The sequence below is a fragment of the Citrobacter sp. Cc139 genome, assembly GCF_030334645.1.
In the GTDB taxonomy this organism is placed as follows: Bacteria; Pseudomonadota; Gammaproteobacteria; order Enterobacterales; family Enterobacteriaceae; genus Citrobacter; species Citrobacter werkmanii.
The window spans coordinates 1-17,823 of record NZ_JAOWDM010000088.1; the positions used below are offsets into that span (position 1 = coordinate 1).

Here is a 17,823-nt window from a genome sequence, read left to right on the forward strand (position 1 = left end):
TGACCAAAATCGCACTACACCGCACCCGCCTGCGGTTTTCATATCACTAAAATTTTTCAGTTGTGATTTTTTACAAACGATACCACCAGCCCGCGCCCGTTCTGGGGATGCTCTGCGAGACAGGAACTGAAAAGAATGAAAAGAAATTCAGCTTTTTTCAGTTTTACTGTCCGTCGCATTTGTGGCCTGAATACATAACACTATGATATTAAATGGATAATTTATTTTAGGTGTGTAATTTTATGGAGGTTCGTGAAACACGAAAAATATAACAATATGAAAAATAATAATTTTATGTCCGCATAAACTGAAATCCTGTGTTCAGGTTCCGGGAACGGATCGGCCATTCCCGACGCATACTTTACCCATTCTTTTGCGCAGCCAGCAGCAACTTTAAAGCCTTTTCCCGCTCCTCGGGTGGAATGGCATCAATTAGCTCTTTAACCCTCCCCTGCCCATTCAGCGCGCTTGGACTAACGGAATGGGAGAAAGCAACATTCATCACAAACGAGTGACCGCACTCCACATTAGAGCAATAGCAATACACATCGTACAGCTGTGGGTGTTTCCTGTTTGTTTTACCTAGCGGCTTCAACCTTGCGGGCATTCAGCATCATTGGGGGCACATTTCCTAGACCGAACAGAACATGCCCCCAATTGTATGTTGATTTCAAGAGATAGGGGTTGACGTCAAATGACGAAGAATCGCGTAATATCTATGTTTTTAAAGGGTTTTGTTGATTTGAGATGACTTGAAAATACTAAGGGATGGTGCCGATAAGAGGAGTCGAACCTCCGACCTTCGCATTACGAATGCGCTGCTCTACCAACTGAGCTATATCGGCCCTGAAAAGGACATGCCCACGAATGTGAACACGGGGTAGAAGGTTAAAACTAACCGGGCGATGCGTCAATGGCCTTGTGAATCAAACGCCTATTTTTGCATCACCAAGATTCAATTACGCACGAATCGTGTCATCACCAGCTACGGCGGAACGCGCTCAGCGCTTTCCGTGTTCGCGATAGCGCGTTATTGCATCAGACATTTCTATAACCAACGACGAACCCGTTGCTCATAGCGTTCCCATTCCTGCCCAAAATGTTTTCGCAGCTGTTCTTCTTCAAAATCGATATGCAATCTGGCTATCACCAGCATAAATAATGGTACAGCCAGTATCCCGGCGAGGCTGCCGACGTAGAAAGCGAAGGCCAACTGGATTCCGCTCATTCCAAGGTAAATAGGGTTGCGGCTCCAGGCGTAACAACCTTCGGTAACAAGCGTGGTCGTTCTTTCCGTATGAAGCGGGTTCAGCGTCGTGCGTTTCATCCTCATCTGCCACACAGTATGCAGTGCTACCGCCAGACTAACACAGGCCAGCAATAGGCTTACGACGATATTCACAGCGCCGAACGTAAAACGCGGGGTCGCCGTCAACGCATCCATGACAAGAAATAATACTAAGATGAGCGGTGGCGGAAACCATACTCTTACTTTTGTCAGAAATGTACGCATGGCGAAGGGCTAACCTCAAAACTTTTGTATTGAACATTAATACAGTTATGAATAACCCTTTTAGGATAAACAAACAAACGATGCATCGCTCAGAACAGCAAACCGTCTTGAGATCTAGGTTGAGAAAGTTGAACCAGATACAGGTTCATACAAACTAACAGAGTGCTCGTAATACCGGATAAAATCACTAAATGTCACTGGCGGTAGAAATTGATAGCCTTGCAGGTAATCAACTCTCTGTTTTTCCAGCCATTGCTGTTGAAAGTCATGTTCAACGCCCTCCGCCACTACGCGTAGCCCTAAAAGCCCGGAAAGATGAATAATTGACTCAAGCATAGGAATATGTTGCTCAACCTCTTTAATAGCCTTAATGAATGTTTTATCAATCTTGATTACATCCAGGTCTAACTCATTGAGATAACAGAGGTTAGCGTAACCGGTCCCAAAATCATCTAAAGCAAACAGAACGCCTCTGTTTCGTAATGAACGAATAAGCTCTTTGATTGCTGGAGTGATTGTAAGCGTCTGATTTTCAGTTATTTCTATCATCAGTTTTATGGGTAATTTTTGCGTCATTTCCATAAAGTTAAGGCATTCCCAATAAAAGACAGGGTTACTTAAACCTGATGGGCTGACATTAAATGAGACAAATAAAGTGTTGTTGATCCCTAAACCTCCGCCGACGAAATCACGCGCAACGATGGTCATTAAATAGCTGGTCAACTCATTAATCAACCCACTTTTTTCTGCCAATGGAATAAACTCACGCTGAGAAATAGCGTAGTTATGCCCCTGTGGCCAACGAGCCAAAACCTCAACGCCGCAAACATCACCACTGGTATTTACTATGGGTTGAAAATAAGGAATGATTTCTTCATTCCTTATTGCCATGCTCAGTCGGCTAGTATCTGAAACATCATACACCTCATCGTAAATCATATTCTCCGCTGTATTTCTTAGCGGTGAACTGTCTTCACGCAAGAAATTATTCCTGGTTAAAAAAATGATTGTTTCATTGAAATGAGAAAATCCGAGCCGAGTGGTAATTTTTTCCCGATATCGATATACTGACTTAATTGTCAGCGAGTTAGCAATACAAAAATCGCGCAATCTTTCTTTAGTGAAAGAAGCATACAACATTTCTTCCTCAAACTCGGTTAAATAAAAAGTAAATAGTGGTGAACCTCTGTTAATTTCGGCTATCTCACCAGGTGCCAATAAATAATCTTTTAACTGAGAGATCACCTTCTCTGATAATTCCCATCCATTAATAAAAACAAACTCTTCATACCCCCGATTAACCGACTGGTTTTCACTCATCCGAAGAACAATACAGCTCATATTGATGAACTGTGCACTATTTCTCTGGAGCCACTTTCTGACCAGGAATAATGGCAGTCGATTATCAATAACCAACACACAGGATGGATATTGTGGTATGACGGGTTGCGCTCCAGAAATATATGTGCGCGCATCAACCAGTACTAAATTTGGCAAAGACGCTTTTAACCCTGAGAAAAGGAAAATATCATAACTGAGAAGAAAAGCCTTTTTCACATTCATAGTTATCACCAACTTTAATTTATGGCATAGCAGGTCCCTCGTTTTATGCACGAGAGCATATACAACACCTTCGACCTCCAATAATTATAAGGCGGTGCGTGAGTTAACTTTTTCCATAAGTCATCTCATGCAGGTTAGGAATTTATAATCATAACTGTCCATATGAGTATCCCCGTCAAATAGCAAGGTCATTTTAAATATTAAAAAAGGAATATTCCAAATTCCTAAGCAGTACAAACAAACCCACTCACCGTCGCAGCGAGTTAAAATATAAAAGCATAAAATCTAAAAACGACAACATATGTAACTAAAAAAAACATTCTGCCAGAAAAACCATGAGCACATGTTATAATTTTCTTATCCCATAACCATTTCCAGCGATATGGATCACATTTCATTAGAAAAAAAACTGGCCTAACATGAGCTACTCAGTAATATCATCAGGAACATTATCATTTCTTTTTTTGACGATAGCCGCACGACGAATCTTTGATATCACGCTGTTTCAGGCTTTTCCTGGTGGAATCGTACTCAACCTGATCATTAATTATACTTTTCATACAACCTGACTCTTAAATACCGTAATATTGAGTTCGGATGGCCAAAATTTCATCTACTCTGAGCTTATGACTGTATTTTATAAAGATACATACAGTATAGATTCAATATCTCATCATGACATATCCGATCAGATTCAATACTTACTCACGATTGAGTTTGAAGCACCCCTGCCCCACGGGTAGGTATTTCTGCAAGGCAACTATAAATTTTCTGTTTTGTGTTTTTAGTTGGCTACTACGCCAGGTTTCCCCCGGCAACACATAACGCATGGTGGCTTCATCATCGGTTGAGTTGCACCCCTGGTGTACGATGATTTTAAAAAAAGTATTCCCGGTGTTTTTCAGCGTTCCGTTAGCCTCATCAATGGTGTAGGTCAGATTTATTTTTCTCGGGCGAACAACCAGTATAGTGTCCATAGCGATCACCGGGAGAGCCAGTCCGCCTTTTCCTTGATTACGCTCGGTAAACAGCGTGATCGGCATTTCGCGAAACAGAATTCTATAATAACGCTCCTTATCATCCTGCGGTCCACGGTAGAAAATCTTAAAAAACTCACTCGCCTGCGGTGACAGTGAGAAATTCAGCGGTGTAAACAGAAGTTCGCCTTCAGCAATGGCGCTTCTGTTTTCACCTCCCGGCCCCGGCTTATCAATTTTTACGGCGCTAATACTGTACAAATTCTGTTTGTGGCTATCGTTATAGATTCGCTTACTGATAAATGATTTATCCGATGGCATCTCATAGATGGTCGACTCCAGGTAGACAGCCTGTGCAGAGCATGCAGTCAGCCCACAAAAAATGACAAATGCCCATCTAAGTGCGAAATGGTAGCGATTCATGGCGTGACGCCCACCCAATTCGCCGTCACTTTTATCTCTCCGCTGGCGCTGACGACACCTTCCCAGTCTGCTCCGGAAACGGTTAACAGCGAACGTGAATCATTCATGGGGAAAAGCAACTTCAAATCAGTCGTATAATAGCTTCCATCGTCATTGTTATTTGCATCCCAGGGCGTCTGTTGCCACTGCGCATCGCTCATGCTGATTGGTGCTTCACTGCAGCTATTTCGTTTCTGCATTACGCCCCCCGACTGGCTGTTGTACTGCAGAAAGGCGGGGATTGGGACGGATAGCCCGCCTTGCGTAGAGGTAAACAGGCAATAAGGCACACTATTGATCGTTGTACTATCCCCGATAACCTGGGCGGTAATGCTATCGGCCTGACGAGGGCCTGAGACGGTTACGGTGTAATCCATTTCTATAGGAGCGGCATCGCCAATCGTACCACTGCCGCTCGCAGAAGCTGTGTTGTCCGAAGAGACAATACTGATTCCATACTCCTTCGGCACAATATTGAGCTGTAACGAAGGGGTAAACTGGTAGTGCCCTGACTCTGGTGTTAAGCCATTATAAAAACCGAAAGTAAACGGCTGACTGTTAGTAATACTGATCCCTGAATCGACGAGATTTTTCAGAAATACTTTCGACAGAAAAATATAAATATACTCCCCGGACGTGGTGAAAACGTTGTAATACGCTGTTGAAGAACCATAGTTATACCAGTTTGAGCCATTTCCGGAGTATCTCACGGTGGCCGCTCCGGGCGTAAAACCAAGCATCGCTGTGTCAACATAAGCGCGAAACGTCAGAGAGGCGGTCAGATTAGCCGTTTGTTGCAGGTTATAACTCACCATCTTGCAAATCACACCGTCTGTGCCGCCCACCACGCCAAGCTCACAATAACCAGAGTCTTTGGTGATGCTCGGCGTTCCGTCGCTGGCAACCCAAAGTTCCTGAAACGCATTAGTCGATTCAAGCGACAGATGCCCGCGTTTGGTCAACGTATAATTAACGTAATTCCATGATCCGGTCGACTGGTCTTTGCAACGCTGTCCGGAAGAATAATCATAATTTACAGACGTATAACAGCGGTTGAATACGTAGGTTTCGCTGCTACCGGTAGACACATTGCGAAAATACTCATAGGCAGTATCCGTCAGAGAGGCGAATCCGTAGGCTCCGCCAACAACGCCTGCGACAGATCCCACCTGTGCATGATAAAACCCGTTATTGTCAGTTCCTTGCCCGGCAATAAACCCGGTCGATGGACACTGGGTTCCACTATAACAACGTATTCCCCGGAAAGGCCCATTAATCGGGGAATTATCAATCCACATATCCTGATAATAATTTCCGGGTGCAGTCCAGCCCACAAAACCTAAATATCCGAGACTGACCTGCGAGGTGCCGTATTTTATCCACGTATTTGACCCGCTGAAGCGCGGATCAAGTGCCGATGGGGTAATAAAATATTCACCATCTATAGCATTTTCAATAAACAAATAATTATTGCTGACTGAGCCGGACGAGGAGGCCTTCAAAGCTAAAACAGGCAAAGGCGTAAAGCTTCCGACAGCACAGATTAAAATAGCCAACTTATTTAATACTTTCATTTTATTACCTCTGTGCCATAGTGGTTTGCGTTGCGCATTTCACCTCACCCACCCACGCTGCGCCGCGTGCTTTTTCCAGATCGAGATCGGCTTCACAAACGCTGCCATTGGCTGAAATTAGCGTGATGACCGGATATTTTTTATCAATATCGATAGCAAACTCACCCTTTTCATCGGTACGTGTTTTCCCGATGTGGTTATGAATATCGGTATTTGCAGCTAACTGCCCATCAGGGTAACGAATACGCCCAAACACGGTGACCATGCTTTTCACTTCAGGGTTAATAACACCAACGTTACCCGGATATAGCGTCAGTTCCTGCTTGCGTCCTGAAACAATATCGAAGCTGTCCTCAGAGTTTTTATCATTGAGGATTTCCAGCTTGTACTGGGCATAGGGCGGCAGTGCAATGAAATTTGATTTACCGCTGAGAAGATAATTACGATTGTTAATCTTCGCCGCCAGTTTCCCCTCACCGGTCAAATCTGTTTTCACGATGACACCTGACCGTTGCCTCTCTTTACTCAGACCGAAGTCTTTGCCAGCCCACGCCAGAGAGCCTTGAGAAGAGAAGTTCATATTGGTGGAGTTATCCGCGGAACGCGTTACCGATACGGTACCGGCGTTATATTTCGTGTCATAACTCAAATTGCCGTTTATCGAATAGTTGTTGTCGTAATATTGTTCACCACTCAGACGGGTTGACGCCGCCAGGCCGACTGATTTAATGGGGCCTTCAGTATACTGCTTACGCGCGCTGAGATTCCCCTGGGTGCTGCCATAGCGATCCCGGGAGACCCCCATGCTCAACCAGGAAGCCAACGGCAACGATAAATCCAGGCTGATATAACGTTCCTGTCGCCCATCGTCATTTCGGTTGTTGTAGTAATAACGCTGGATCCCGGCACGCAGTCCAACCGAGGCATATCTGCCTGAATAAAGGGTCGTGCTGTAGTCCAGGTTACGGTATTTATTGCCTGAATAGCGATTCTCCGTCTGGCTAACGGTGAGCGAACCGCCATGAGGAATAAACTTTCCGATATTCAGCGTGCCGCCAATGGAATAATTGTCACGTTCCTGCACGGGCAAACGATCGCCAATTTTACTGTCTTCACGAGATGCCCAGAGAGAGCCATACCCCTCAGGCATATTGAGATTAATGTTACTGATGTTTCGCCATGACGAATCGTTCGCCACCAGCGTCTGAGTGCCAATGCTTACGTATTCATTCACATTGAGTGTGACATCCGTTTCATTAACCGCATTGTTGTCAAAACCGTAGAGCGTGGATTTCAGGCCCAGTCCCGACAATACCGCCAGCGTTACCGATGCGGCCCCGCCAGCAATCCATGTCTGCTCGCTGCCCAAATCCTGATAATGATTTCGCTTATAGCTCACACGATCATAATCCAGTGAGCCGCCAAAAAATTGCCACGAGAGCTGATCAATTCCGGCTGCTTGTTGGCGGGCAAAGATTTTATTTACCCTGCTGATACGACTATTAATTGTCCGGCCATTGACCACGATATCTACCGTGACGTCATAAACTCCATATGGGAAACGACTGGTATCAATTTCATAGCTGCCCATATTAAAGTTCTGTACGCTGAGCAATCGCCCGTCACGAAAGACATGAACCTCGCCAGCGGCTGGCAAAAATACGGTAATCGGCGTGAGCGAAAGCGCGGTGTTTTCAACAACCGTACTTCCTTTATTTCCATAGCTCACACCGTAAATTTTACCGCCGTTCAGCGCATTCAGGCTGGCAATAGACTGGACATTCCAGGTGTCAAGCATCCCGAGCGCCAGTCGATACCCGTTATAATCGCGCTCATACATCGCCCGATAGAGTTTGCTGGTGCCATTGCTGTCGCCTATACCGTAAAACGAACCGTTAATGTTGATATGGTGCTCACGCAGCGATGTTGTATTGTCTACCGTCAGATAGCTGCGAGTACTGCTGCCGTTGTGATAATCGTTGTAGTAGGTACCAAAGTTATAATTCAGGACATTGGAGAGCGTCTCCACACTGGAAGGCCCAAGCAGACTGCTGCGTGCGACAATCGCTTCAGTTAGCGCATCTTTACTAACAATCATCTCCAGATGAAATGAAGAGACGTTAAGCTGCAGGCGTGCATTAGCCGATAGCTCGATATTGGTATTATCGTGAAACTTCACATCACGAATTTTTTCCACCAATGCGCGGGTTTTTCCAGATAACACGGCATTATTAGGCAATTCAGTAAGCGTCAGGGATTTAACGGTAATATTGCCATCAACAAGCGAAATTACCGCATCGGCAATTTTTTGCTGACTTTTCTCGTCAGTCTCGTTGTAGCGAATATATACCGGTACCGTCATTCCCTGCTCCAGTGAACGGGCGAAAGCGCTGGGAATAACGTAATTACCCACTTTTACTGGGGCTGCATGTGAAAATCCTGGTGTCAGCGCAAGAAAAAGGCAAAAGCTACCGCCGACAATGTTTTTTGTTGTCATATGCATCCTTACATTCCGGTATTTTATTTATCCCGTACAGATGGCTGCAATCGACCATCACTTCACTGTAATAAACTGCTTACCGTGCCAGATACCGATCCGTGAACGGCTATTATTAATATCGGTAAACTGTAATTTTATTTTCGTACCTGGCATAATGTAATAACGTTCGCGACAGCCTCGTCCTCGATCGCGGGCCTTCTCTTTACACGTGCCATAGGCGATCACTCGAAACGAAACATTGCCAGTATTGGTAATAACATCGCCATTCCGGCTATATTCAAAACGCTCCTTTCGCGGCGCAACCACCAAAATAGTTCCAATTTCAGCCGACGCTGTTGCAACCGCCATTTTATTGGCCCGGGTTTCCGCGCTCTCGGTAACCGGTTCATCAATCCATTGCAGACGATAATAACGCTCAACATCATCTGCTGGTCCTTTATAGAAAAAGCGAAATACATCCTTCGCCTGACCAGGAAGAATAAGGTTGGCAGGTGTAGAAAGTAACTCTCCGGAATTAACAGGCTTTATTTCGACTCCGCCAGCTAAAGGTGATGACAATTGTTTTACCGAAACACTGACATAACGCGCCGCATCAGTCGTATTGGTAATTTCTTTCGATAATGAACTCTCAGCAGAAGTCATTATCGATGTAATTTCACCAACATTAATTGCCCATCCGGGAAAAGATACTACTAACCCTACCAACATCGCTGTCGGTAAATATTTTTTCATGACACCATTCCTGATAAATTCGGGAGATAAAATTCTCCCGAATTTTTTATTACTTAGGTAGACGGAGTCGTCCAGGTTGCATTGAACTGTACTTTTACATCACCAGTCCAATAGCCGTCTGGCAGGGCAGAGTAATCCGTTACTGCCTGGGTACCATCAGAAGTCGCTGACGCGATGGTGAATTTGAAGTTGGATTGATCGCTGACACGAGCAGCACCGTTATAAGCGCCATCAGCCATCAGGCTTTCAAGACCAGAAGTTGAGCTGGAGTTGACCAGGACAGTATCTGAAGAATTAGTCAGCGCGGTGCCATTCCATGCCACTCCTACGTTCAGGGTAGATGCATCACCACTGGCGTTGGTCAGAGTGTTGCTAATGATCTGCGCAGTCAGCTCAAAATCAGTTGCCGTCTCCTGGCCCTGAATAGTCACATCAAAAGCACCGTCCTGAGAGTTGAAGGCATTCAGTCCTTCAGCATACTGGAAAGTCAAAGAGTTTAGCGGGGTGACAACCAACATGCTGGTGGTATCTTTTGTTGCCGTCGCATCCCACGAGGCAGTTGCAGAAGCAGTAACATCTGCCATTGCATTTGCCGCAACAAATACAGAAGCCAGAGAGGTTACTAATAATAGTTTTTTCATTTTTATCTTCTCCTAAGAACAAACTCACCACCGAGTCTTATTATTAAGTCACTCCAGCGGTTCCATTAATTGCGAGCCAGAATTGCCGCGCAAAAAAATTATCATTTGAATTAAGTAACTTCTCAACAAACCCTGAAACGCAGAAATTACAAAAGACTAAGAATTTTCTTACACAAATAGTCTTCCAGGAACTTTCCCAAGATATATTTACTCAAAATAAGCCGCATTTCAGAATTATTAACCACACAAATAAGTCGAACCAAACAATTCATCTTTTTTATGTTTTTGATAAATATCAAAAAGATCATACAAATAAAACCCTAATAAAATCCTTACAAAACATAAAGATAATTAAAATATTTATATCTTTTCTAAAATGCTGACTATTTGTTACAACTTTGATAAATTTTCATCTTCACAAGAAAATTCTCATGAAACTTTCGTTTGAAGGGGAATATTCTTATAAACAAAGCAAAAATCTGGAGGATTAATACTCGAATTGATAATTATTTCACACAAATAAAACCAGGAATTTTCCATATAAAAAGAATATTCCTGGTATTGCAAGAAAAAAATCATATTAATAAAAGCGAGAATTAGATGAAGCTTTTCAAACCGAGATAACTATTAAGTGTTACCGTACGTACACGATGTAAGGTAATCAAATCTTGTTGTTCGAGTGATTTTAATGAACGGCTGACGGTTTCAATTTTAAGATCGAGATAACTGGCAATTTCTTCCCGGGAAAAAGGCAATCGAAGCGTCGTTTCCGGTCTGCCAATACGCAAATGCATCTCGTAAAACTCCACCAGGAAAGCGGCGATTCTGGCCTCCGCGTGTTTATTCGCATAACGCCGCAATTTCTCAACAATGAACCCATTATCTCTGCACAGAAACTTGATGACTGCTGCGGCAACTGAAGGATCCTTCTCTGCGACCTTGAACAACCGCGCGATGTCGATATGGCAAACTTCCGCAGTCGTTGCAGCCCTGATGGTGGTCAGATACGTTCTCCCTTCGACAGCATCCAGCGCCATGATATCCCCTGGAACATAAAAGCGGCTGATAAAAACGTTATCGCCACATTCCACGCTGGACTTGCAATACCCCTCATGAATCACAAAAAGCATCTCTGCGGCTTCATCCTGCCGAGCGAGAATCTCACCTGCTTTAAACTTCCTTCTTTTGTCTATTAACTTGTACTCATTATCACGATCAATAGCCGTTCCCTTTGGACACAGCGAACAATGGCGGGGTGGGAACGGATTGCCGAGCGGCACAACAGGAATACTAAGTTTGTGAATATCCGATTTCACGCAACAACTCCTCATAAAAATGAGACTGATTCTAATAGAACAAGCGTTGGGAACAATACGTGAACCGCAGACCAGGAAAATTCATTCCAGACAGGGAAAATTCTGTGCTGGCTTACTTTTCTGGCACAAACGAGAATATGAATAAATATAGTCTGCTGCGGATGATTAAAAACGCAGAGCTCAAACGAACGCGGGTATGGCGAAGAAGGTTAAAACAAACCGGGCGATGCATTACTGGCCTTGCGAATCAAACGCCTGTTTTGCATCACCCGGTTTCAATTACGCGCGAATGGTATCATCTCCGAAGCCAATCCACTTGTATGTGGTCAGTGCTTCCAGTCCCATTGGGCCACGCGCGTGCAGTTTTTGCGTACTCACCGCCACTTCAGCCCCCAGTCCAAACTGGGCGCCATCGGTAAAACGGGTGGAAGCATTCACGTATACGGCAGAAGAATCAACTTCATTCACGAAACGGTTGGCGTTGCTGAGCGTGCGCGTCAGGATAGCGTCGGAGTGCTGGGTGCCATGTTCGCGAATGTGCGCGATAGCGCCATCCATATTTTCGACCACCACAACATTCAGATCCAAAGACAGAAACTCGTTATCGAGCTCTTCCGGTTTCAGCGGCACCAGTTTGGCCGGGCCATGCAGTACCTGCATCACGATTTCGTCGCCGTGCAGCGTAACACCGCTTTCCGCCATCTTGTCGCTTAACGCAGGCAGGAAACGCTCAGCGATATCCTGATGCACCAGCAAGGTCTCCACGGTATTGCAGGTGCTCGGACGCTGGGTTTTGGCATTGACGATAATCTTCAGCGCTGGAGCGATTTCAGCAGAATCATCCACATAAATATGACACACGCCAATGCCGCCGGTGATGACCGGGATAGTCGACTGCTCACGACACAGCTTGTGCAGGCCCGCGCCACCGCGCGGGATCAGCATATCGATGTACTTATCCATACGCAGCATTTCAGCGACCAGCGCGCGATCCGGATTGTCGATTGACTGCACCGCTGCTGCGGGTAAACCGCAGGCTTCCAGCGCCTTTTGGATCACCGCCACGGTCGCAGCGTTAGTCCGGTAAGTCTCTTTCCCGCCGCGCAGGATCGCCGCATTACCGGTTTTCAGGCACAGGGAGGCAACATCAACGGTAACGTTAGGACGCGCTTCATAAATCACGCCAATCACGCCCAACGGGACGCGACGACGCTCAAGACGCAGTCCGCTATCCAGCAGGCCCCCGTCAATCACCTGCCCGACAGGGTCAGCAAGATTACACACCTGACGCACGTCGTCAGCAATCGCTTTCAGGCGCGCAGGGGTCAATGCCAGGCGGTCGAGCATTGCTTCGCTCAGACCATTTTCACGCGCCTGTTCTACATCCTGCTTGTTAGCGCTAAGGATACTTTCCATTTGCGCTTCCAGCTCATCGGCTATTTTTTCCAGCACGCGATTTTTTTCACGGCTGGAGAGCAGCGCCAGCTTGTATGACGCAGCTTTGGCAGCAATGCCCATTTGTTCCAGCATATGCCTGTTCCTTAACGGGTAATCATGTCGTCGCGATGGACAGCAACCGGGCCGTATTCATAGCCGAGGATGGTGTCAATCTGCTGTGAGTGGTGTCCGGCAATACGGCGGAGCGCGTCGCTGTTATAGCGGGTCACGCCGTGGGCGATATCGCGCCCTTCGAGATTGCAGATACGAATCACTTCACCACGAGAAAAGTTGCCTGTCACGCTTTTAATGCCTTTTGGCAGTAATGAACTGCCACGTTCCAGAATCGCTGCGGTCGCGCCCTCATCGACGGTAATTTCCCCGGCAGGCGGCGCGCCGAAAATCCAGCGTTTACGGTTTTCCAGTGGAGAGGCCTGAGCATGAAAACGCGTTCCAACGGAAACGCCTTCCATCACATCGCCAATCACGCCCGGTTTGCTGCCTGCGGCAATGATGGTGTCAATCCCAGCGCGGCACGCGACATCAGCGGCCTGCAATTTCGTGCCCATACCTCCCGTTCCCAGGCCAGAAACGCTGTCGCCGGCAATGGCGCGCAACGCATCGTCAATACCGTGAACGTCTTTGATCAGCTCCGCCTGCGGATTGGTGCGCGGATCGGCGGTGAAAAGTCCCTGCTGATCGGTCAGCAACAGTAGCTTATCGGCTCCGGCCAGAATTGCCGCCAGCGCCGAGAGATTGTCATTATCGCCGACTTTAATTTCGGCGGTCGCCACCGCGTCATTCTCATTGATGACAGGAACGATGTTGTTGTCCAGCAGCGCGCGTAACGTATCGCGGGCATTAAGGAAGCGCTCACGGTCTTCCATATCCGCACGCGTCAGCAGCATCTGCCCGATATGGATACCGTAAATAGAGAACAGCTGTTCCCACAGTTGAATCAATCGGCTCTGCCCTACCGCCGCCAACAGCTGTTTCGAGGCTATCGTCGCCGGAAGCTCAGGGTAACCAAGATGCTCACGCCCGGCGGCGATCGCGCCTGAGGTAACGATAACAATACGATGCCCTGCGGCATGGAGCTGCGCGCACTGGCGAACCAGTTCTACGATATGGGCGCGGTTCAGGCGGCGCGATCCGCCCGTTAACACACTGGTGCCAAGTTTTACCACCAGCGTCTGGCTGTCACTCATGATTCTCTGCCATTCAAAATTGGGGAAAATGATATCAAACGAACGTTTTAGCAGGACTGGCCCCGGTTGCCAACAGCCAGCGCACAAAGCATGAAATTTTATTGCGCAGGATCAGCAAGCGTAGCGGCAGATTTTGACGCATTTATTACAGAAACATAAAAACACGCTTTTTTAAAAATATTCTTACTTTGTCATAAAACGTTCATTGCCAGACGTTAAAAACCTTCCTGTCTTTTAACGGGGATCACACCCAGTGAATATTAGCGCGTACTTTTAATCAGGAATGAAAATGAAAAAGAGCACTCTGGCATTAGTGGTGATGGGGATTGTGGCGTCGGCATCCGTACAGGCAGCTGAAGTGTATAACAAGAACGGTAATAAACTGGATCTGTATGGCAAAGTTAAAGCCATGCATTACATGACGGATTATGACAGCAAGGACGGCGACCAAAGCTATATCCGTTTAGGCTTTAAGGGCGAAACGCAAATTAATGATGAACTGACGGGTTATGGTCGCTGGGAAGCAGAGTTCGCAGGCAATAAAGCTGAAAGTGATTCCAACCAGCAAAAAACACGTCTGGCCTTTGCCGGTCTGAAATTAAAAAATCTTGGCTCGTTTGATTATGGTCGTAACCTGGGCGCGCTGTACGATGTAGAAGCGTGGACTGATATGTTCCCGGAGTTTGGCGGCGATTCTTCTGCACAGACCGATAACTTTATGACCAAACGCGCCAGCGGCCTGGCAACTTACCGTAACACCGATTTCTTCGGCGTCGTGGATGGCCTGGATCTCACCCTGCAATATCAGGGTAAAAACCAGGACCGTGATGTGAAAAAACAGAACGGCGATGGTTTTGGTACATCCGTTACCTATGACTTTGGCGGTAGCGATTTCGCCGTAAGCGGCGCTTATACCAACTCCGATCGTACCAATCAGCAGAATCTGCAAACTCGCGGTACAGGCGATAAAGCAGAAGCCTGGGCAACGGGTTTAAAATATGATGCTAACGATATCTATATTGCGACGTTCTATTCTGAAACGCGCAATATGACGCCGATTTCCGGCGGCTTCGCCAATAAAACGCAGAACTTCGAAGCGGTTGTTCAATACCAATTTGACTTTGGTCTGCGTCCGTCACTGGGTTATGTGCTGTCAAAAGGTAAAGATATTGAAGGCGTCGGCAATGAGGATCTGGTGAATTATATCGACGTTGGCGCCACGTATTATTTCAACAAAAATATGTCCGCGTTTGTCGATTATAAAATCAACCAGCTGGATAGCGACAATAAACTGGGCATCAACGACGATGATATCGTTGCTGTCGGTATGGTTTATCAGTTCTGATTTAGGATAAAAAATGCCGGATGGGGTTGCGCCGCCATCCGGCATTTTACTGTTCATTATGCGGTTAATTTAACCGGCTCATCTTTAAAATCGTCAGCAGGCTCCAGCGCCAAATCCAGCGACGTTAACAACCCACGTAATTTTTCATGAAACTCACGTAAGGTGTATTCCAGTCGCTCTACCACTTCAGTCTCTTTCACCGGCACCGCCGTCCAGTTGCCATCTTTATCAAACAAACCAAACTGATAGCTGTAGGTAAAGCGTTTTTCCTGCGCCTCAAGCTCCATCCACCAGCCCCAGAACTCGCGTTTCTCAGGGGCGGGTTTCACGTTGACGCAAACAGCCAAACAATCGAAAAAAAAGCGATTATCTTCGCACTGTCCTTCCCGGATGTACGGGCCAAGCGCGGTGAATTTCTTGATCAATCTACTTTTCGGATGCCCACTCGGTAACGTCATTACGATCTCCTTAGGTGAAGCCCCTGTTTTACCAAATCGATAAAATTTAGCAAACTTTTAACACAATCTCTGATTGATCCACTTGGTTATTTCTTGCAGTCCTTTGTCAAAATTGCGATACACCGGGTTGAATGGAATCTCCAGCAGCTTACCGTCAGAAGATGACGAGGTGATTAAACGCGACTCCTCTTCGGGGCTAAATGGGTCGTTTTTCCAGAAGCCCGACAGCATTGGCGTCGGGCAGCGTCGACCGAGCAGTCCCTGCACTTTTAATGAATAGCGATTAAGCTCTACGCGCAGCGCTTCATCGGAAGCGTCGTGCATCCCCAGGCGGCTGGCCAGAACGTCAAGATACATTTCCGGGACGCTTGCCTGACGCTGCGGGTCACTCAGCAGCGCATGCACAACCGGTCCCAGGCAGGCCACCGCCTTCAGCCGTGACGACTCCAGATACGCCAGGCGTACCGCTACGTTAGCGCCAAAACGGAAACCGAAGGCCGCCACGCGGGTGTGATCCACCCACGGGACATTAGGCAGCGCCTTTAATACATGCTGATGCAGCAGGCTGGAATCCTGAGTCAGTTTCCATTTTGATGAGAATCCGACCGACGGCATATCCAGCGTCAACATGGCAATACCGTGCGGAGCAAAGTAGCGCTCATACAGCGTGTAGTAGTCCGTTTGCATGGAATCGAGACCGCCGCACATCAGTACCGTCGGGAACGGACCATCGCCTTTTGGCATATGCAGGAAGCCGGTTACCGGCGCGCCGCCAGCGACCGCAAATTCCATCTCACGCAGCGTGCCCGGCAGCCGTTGAGCGGCTTCTTCATAGGCGCGATTGGCCAGAGCCTGCGCCTGCTCTGCCAGCTCATCGCCTTTCAGATGCGGATAAGCGGCAATGTTGTACAGCGTAGAGGCATGCAGCCAGTGGCGACCGCTCAACTGCGGATCCTCCTCCATAGACGCTTTCTGTTGCCATTCCATCGCCTGCTTTGCCCACTCATAGATCCAGTTCCCGCCACGATAGCCAATGACCGTATCGTAGAGCTCTTTATCCGTACGTTCGGCTTCGCTCATCACGATACGCGCCTGTACTTCGAGGATTTCACGCGGATCGATGCCGCGCCAGATCCACATCAGACGATTCACCATGCGATACCAGTGCGGGATTGTTTTGCCATCCAGGGCAGATTGTACGGACGGCTGCGCGCCGTGATTAAAACGACGAACCAGCGTAGACGTTTCAGGGTGTTTGAAGCGGGGTTTGAACAGGACTTCGCTGAGGTTAGCTTGTGACATTCTTGCAGCCTCCATGAATACTCATTAAGGCATAGTGTAACCTGATGGGGATTAATAAAGAACAACGCCCGGCATAGCCAGGCGTTGAAAGCGCTGTTGATTAGCGACCAGAGATCGGCGGGACAAACACTACGCCCATATCCCACGGCTGTTCAATCCAGGTATCCTGAGGGATATCAACAATATAATCATTTACCAGCGGACGACCTGCCGGCTTAGCGAAAATAGTGACGAAATGCGCTTTAGGATACATTTCGCGGATCGCAACCGCGGTGCCGCCGGTGTCAACCAGGTCGTCGATGACGATAAAACCTTCACCGTCGCCTTCAGCACGCTTAAGCACTTTCAGCTCGCGCTGGTTGTCGTGATCGTAGCTGGAGATGCATACGGTATCGACATGACGAATACCCAATTCACGCGCCAGCAATGCGCCCGGCACCAGACCACCACGGCTAACGGCAATAATGCCTTTCCATTGTTCAGAAGGCATCAAGCGGCTTGCCAGTTTACGTGCATGGATCTGCAACATGTCCCAGGTGACGACGTATTTTTCGCTCATGTGAAGTGTCCCAGCCTGTGTATCTACGGCTAATTAATAATTGAGGGTGAATCAGGTTGCGCGAGATTATAGAGATCTGACGCACTAAAAACCAGTGTTTCGCGGAATCCGCGCCTCTTTTTGCATGCTTTATGCTAGCCGTCGGCGGAGAAAGTGGTATTCTCAATCGCATCGCGCAAGCCTGACTTGTGGTGTTTTTAATTCAGCTAACCCCGTGGACTGCAAGCAAGTTTTGT

15 protein-coding genes and 1 tRNA gene are annotated in these 17,823 nt (G+C 47.2%); 1 reads left to right on the top strand and 15 read right to left on the bottom strand.

Annotated features, from left to right (window positions below; genetic code table 11):
• Positions 1 to 361: 361 nt before the first annotated feature.
• The 12 genes from OGV69_RS15615 to proB form a co-directional block, all read right to left on the bottom strand.
• Positions 362 to 607, bottom strand: a complete 246-nt coding sequence (locus OGV69_RS15615; protein ID WP_069323878.1) for an ogr/Delta-like zinc finger family protein — start codon at positions 605 to 607, stop codon at positions 362 to 364.
• Between the two features lie 162 nt (positions 608 to 769).
• Positions 770 to 845 (bottom strand) — tRNA-Thr (locus tag OGV69_RS15620).
• A gap of 203 nt (positions 846 to 1,048) precedes the next feature.
• A complete protein-coding gene (locus tag OGV69_RS15625) occupies positions 1,049 to 1,513 on the bottom strand; it encodes a methyltransferase family protein (RefSeq protein WP_069323877.1) in 465 nt (154 codons plus the stop codon).
• A 114-nt stretch (positions 1,514 to 1,627) separates the two neighbouring features.
• Complete coding sequence (locus OGV69_RS15630) at positions 1,628 to 3,076, bottom strand: EAL domain-containing protein (RefSeq protein WP_069324012.1); 1,449 nt, start codon at positions 3,074 to 3,076, stop codon at positions 1,628 to 1,630.
• Positions 3,077 to 3,777: 701 nt separating this feature from the next.
• Entirely contained in the window at positions 3,778 to 4,476 is a 699-nt protein-coding gene (locus tag OGV69_RS15635) for an EcpB family pilus assembly chaperone (protein WP_069323876.1), read from the bottom strand.
• Positions 4,473 to 6,089, bottom strand: a complete 1,617-nt coding sequence (locus tag OGV69_RS15640) for a fimbrial adhesin EcpD family protein (protein ID WP_069323875.1) — start codon at positions 6,087 to 6,089, stop codon at positions 4,473 to 4,475. The genes OGV69_RS15635 and OGV69_RS15640 overlap by 4 nt, the downstream gene beginning before the upstream one ends.
• Before the next feature lie 4 nt (positions 6,090 to 6,093).
• Entirely contained in the window at positions 6,094 to 8,586 is a 2,493-nt protein-coding gene (locus tag OGV69_RS15645; protein WP_069324011.1) for a CS1-pili formation C-terminal domain-containing protein, read from the bottom strand.
• A gap of 57 nt (positions 8,587 to 8,643) precedes the next feature.
• Positions 8,644 to 9,321 (bottom strand): EcpB family pilus assembly chaperone, encoded by a 678-nt coding sequence (locus tag OGV69_RS15650; protein WP_069323874.1) that lies wholly within the window; start codon positions 9,319 to 9,321, stop codon positions 8,644 to 8,646.
• 53 nt (positions 9,322 to 9,374) lie between these two features.
• Positions 9,375 to 9,962 carry a common pilus major fimbrillin subunit EcpA gene (gene ecpA / locus OGV69_RS15655; RefSeq protein ID WP_069323873.1) on the bottom strand — a complete coding sequence of 196 codons (588 nt, stop codon included), beginning with the start codon at positions 9,960 to 9,962 and terminating at the stop codon, positions 9,375 to 9,377.
• A 596-nt stretch (positions 9,963 to 10,558) separates the two neighbouring features.
• Entirely contained in the window at positions 10,559 to 11,278 is a 720-nt protein-coding gene (locus OGV69_RS15660) for a Crp/Fnr family transcriptional regulator (protein WP_069323872.1), read from the bottom strand.
• A 279-nt stretch (positions 11,279 to 11,557) separates the two neighbouring features.
• Positions 11,558 to 12,808 (bottom strand): glutamate-5-semialdehyde dehydrogenase, encoded by a 1,251-nt coding sequence (gene proA, locus OGV69_RS15665; protein WP_069323871.1) that lies wholly within the window; start codon positions 12,806 to 12,808, stop codon positions 11,558 to 11,560.
• An 11-nt stretch (positions 12,809 to 12,819) separates the two neighbouring features.
• Positions 12,820 to 13,923, bottom strand: a complete 1,104-nt coding sequence (gene proB / locus OGV69_RS15670) for a glutamate 5-kinase (RefSeq protein ID WP_003031373.1) — start codon at positions 13,921 to 13,923, stop codon at positions 12,820 to 12,822.
• A gap of 289 nt (positions 13,924 to 14,212) precedes the next feature.
• On the opposite strand from proB, the gene phoE reads away from it, so the two are divergent.
• Positions 14,213 to 15,268 (top strand): phosphoporin PhoE, encoded by a 1,056-nt coding sequence (gene phoE / locus OGV69_RS15675; RefSeq protein ID WP_042310379.1) that lies wholly within the window; start codon positions 14,213 to 14,215, stop codon positions 15,266 to 15,268.
• 56 nt (positions 15,269 to 15,324) lie between these two features.
• On the opposite strand, the gene crl is transcribed toward phoE, so the two are convergent.
• From crl to gpt, 3 genes are all read right to left on the bottom strand, one after another.
• Entirely contained in the window at positions 15,325 to 15,726 is a 402-nt protein-coding gene (gene crl / locus OGV69_RS15680) for a sigma factor-binding protein Crl (RefSeq protein ID WP_061383058.1), read from the bottom strand.
• Positions 15,727 to 15,783: 57 nt separating this feature from the next.
• Entirely contained in the window at positions 15,784 to 17,028 is a 1,245-nt protein-coding gene (frsA, locus tag OGV69_RS15685) for an esterase FrsA (RefSeq protein WP_069323870.1), read from the bottom strand.
• Positions 17,029 to 17,128: 100 nt separating this feature from the next.
• On the bottom strand, positions 17,129 to 17,587 hold the full coding sequence (gpt, locus tag OGV69_RS15690) for a xanthine phosphoribosyltransferase (protein WP_038637683.1): 459 nt from the start codon (positions 17,585 to 17,587) through the stop codon (positions 17,129 to 17,131).
• Positions 17,588 to 17,823: the final 236 nt, after the last annotated feature.

Coding starts and splice junctions, on each gene's coding strand:
- OGV69_RS15630 (WP_069324012.1), bottom strand. CDS start 3,076: ATGAATGTGAAAAAGGCTTTTCTTCTCAGTTATGATATTTTCCTTTTC.
- crl (WP_061383058.1), bottom strand. CDS start 15,726: ATGACGTTACCGAGTGGGCATCCGAAAAGTAGATTGATCAAGAAATTC.
- OGV69_RS15625 (WP_069323877.1), bottom strand. CDS start 1,513: ATGCGTACATTTCTGACAAAAGTAAGAGTATGGTTTCCGCCACCGCTC.
- OGV69_RS15615 (WP_069323878.1), bottom strand. CDS start 607: ATGCCCGCAAGGTTGAAGCCGCTAGGTAAAACAAACAGGAAACACCCA.
- OGV69_RS15650 (WP_069323874.1), bottom strand. CDS start 9,321: ATGAAAAAATATTTACCGACAGCGATGTTGGTAGGGTTAGTAGTATCT.
- OGV69_RS15645 (WP_069324011.1), bottom strand. CDS start 8,586: ATGACAACAAAAAACATTGTCGGCGGTAGCTTTTGCCTTTTTCTTGCG.
- OGV69_RS15640 (WP_069323875.1), bottom strand. CDS start 6,089: ATGAAAGTATTAAATAAGTTGGCTATTTTAATCTGTGCTGTCGGAAGC.
- proA (WP_069323871.1), bottom strand. CDS start 12,808: ATGCTGGAACAAATGGGCATTGCTGCCAAAGCTGCGTCATACAAGCTG.
- proB (WP_003031373.1), bottom strand. CDS start 13,923: ATGAGTGACAGCCAGACGCTGGTGGTAAAACTTGGCACCAGTGTGTTA.
- gpt (WP_038637683.1), bottom strand. CDS start 17,587: ATGAGCGAAAAATACGTCGTCACCTGGGACATGTTGCAGATCCATGCA.
- OGV69_RS15635 (WP_069323876.1), bottom strand. CDS start 4,476: ATGAATCGCTACCATTTCGCACTTAGATGGGCATTTGTCATTTTTTGT.
- frsA (WP_069323870.1), bottom strand. CDS start 17,028: ATGTCACAAGCTAACCTCAGCGAAGTCCTGTTCAAACCCCGCTTCAAA.
- phoE (WP_042310379.1), top strand. CDS start 14,213: ATGAAAAAGAGCACTCTGGCATTAGTGGTGATGGGGATTGTGGCGTCG.
- ecpA (WP_069323873.1), bottom strand. CDS start 9,962: ATGAAAAAACTATTATTAGTAACCTCTCTGGCTTCTGTATTTGTTGCG.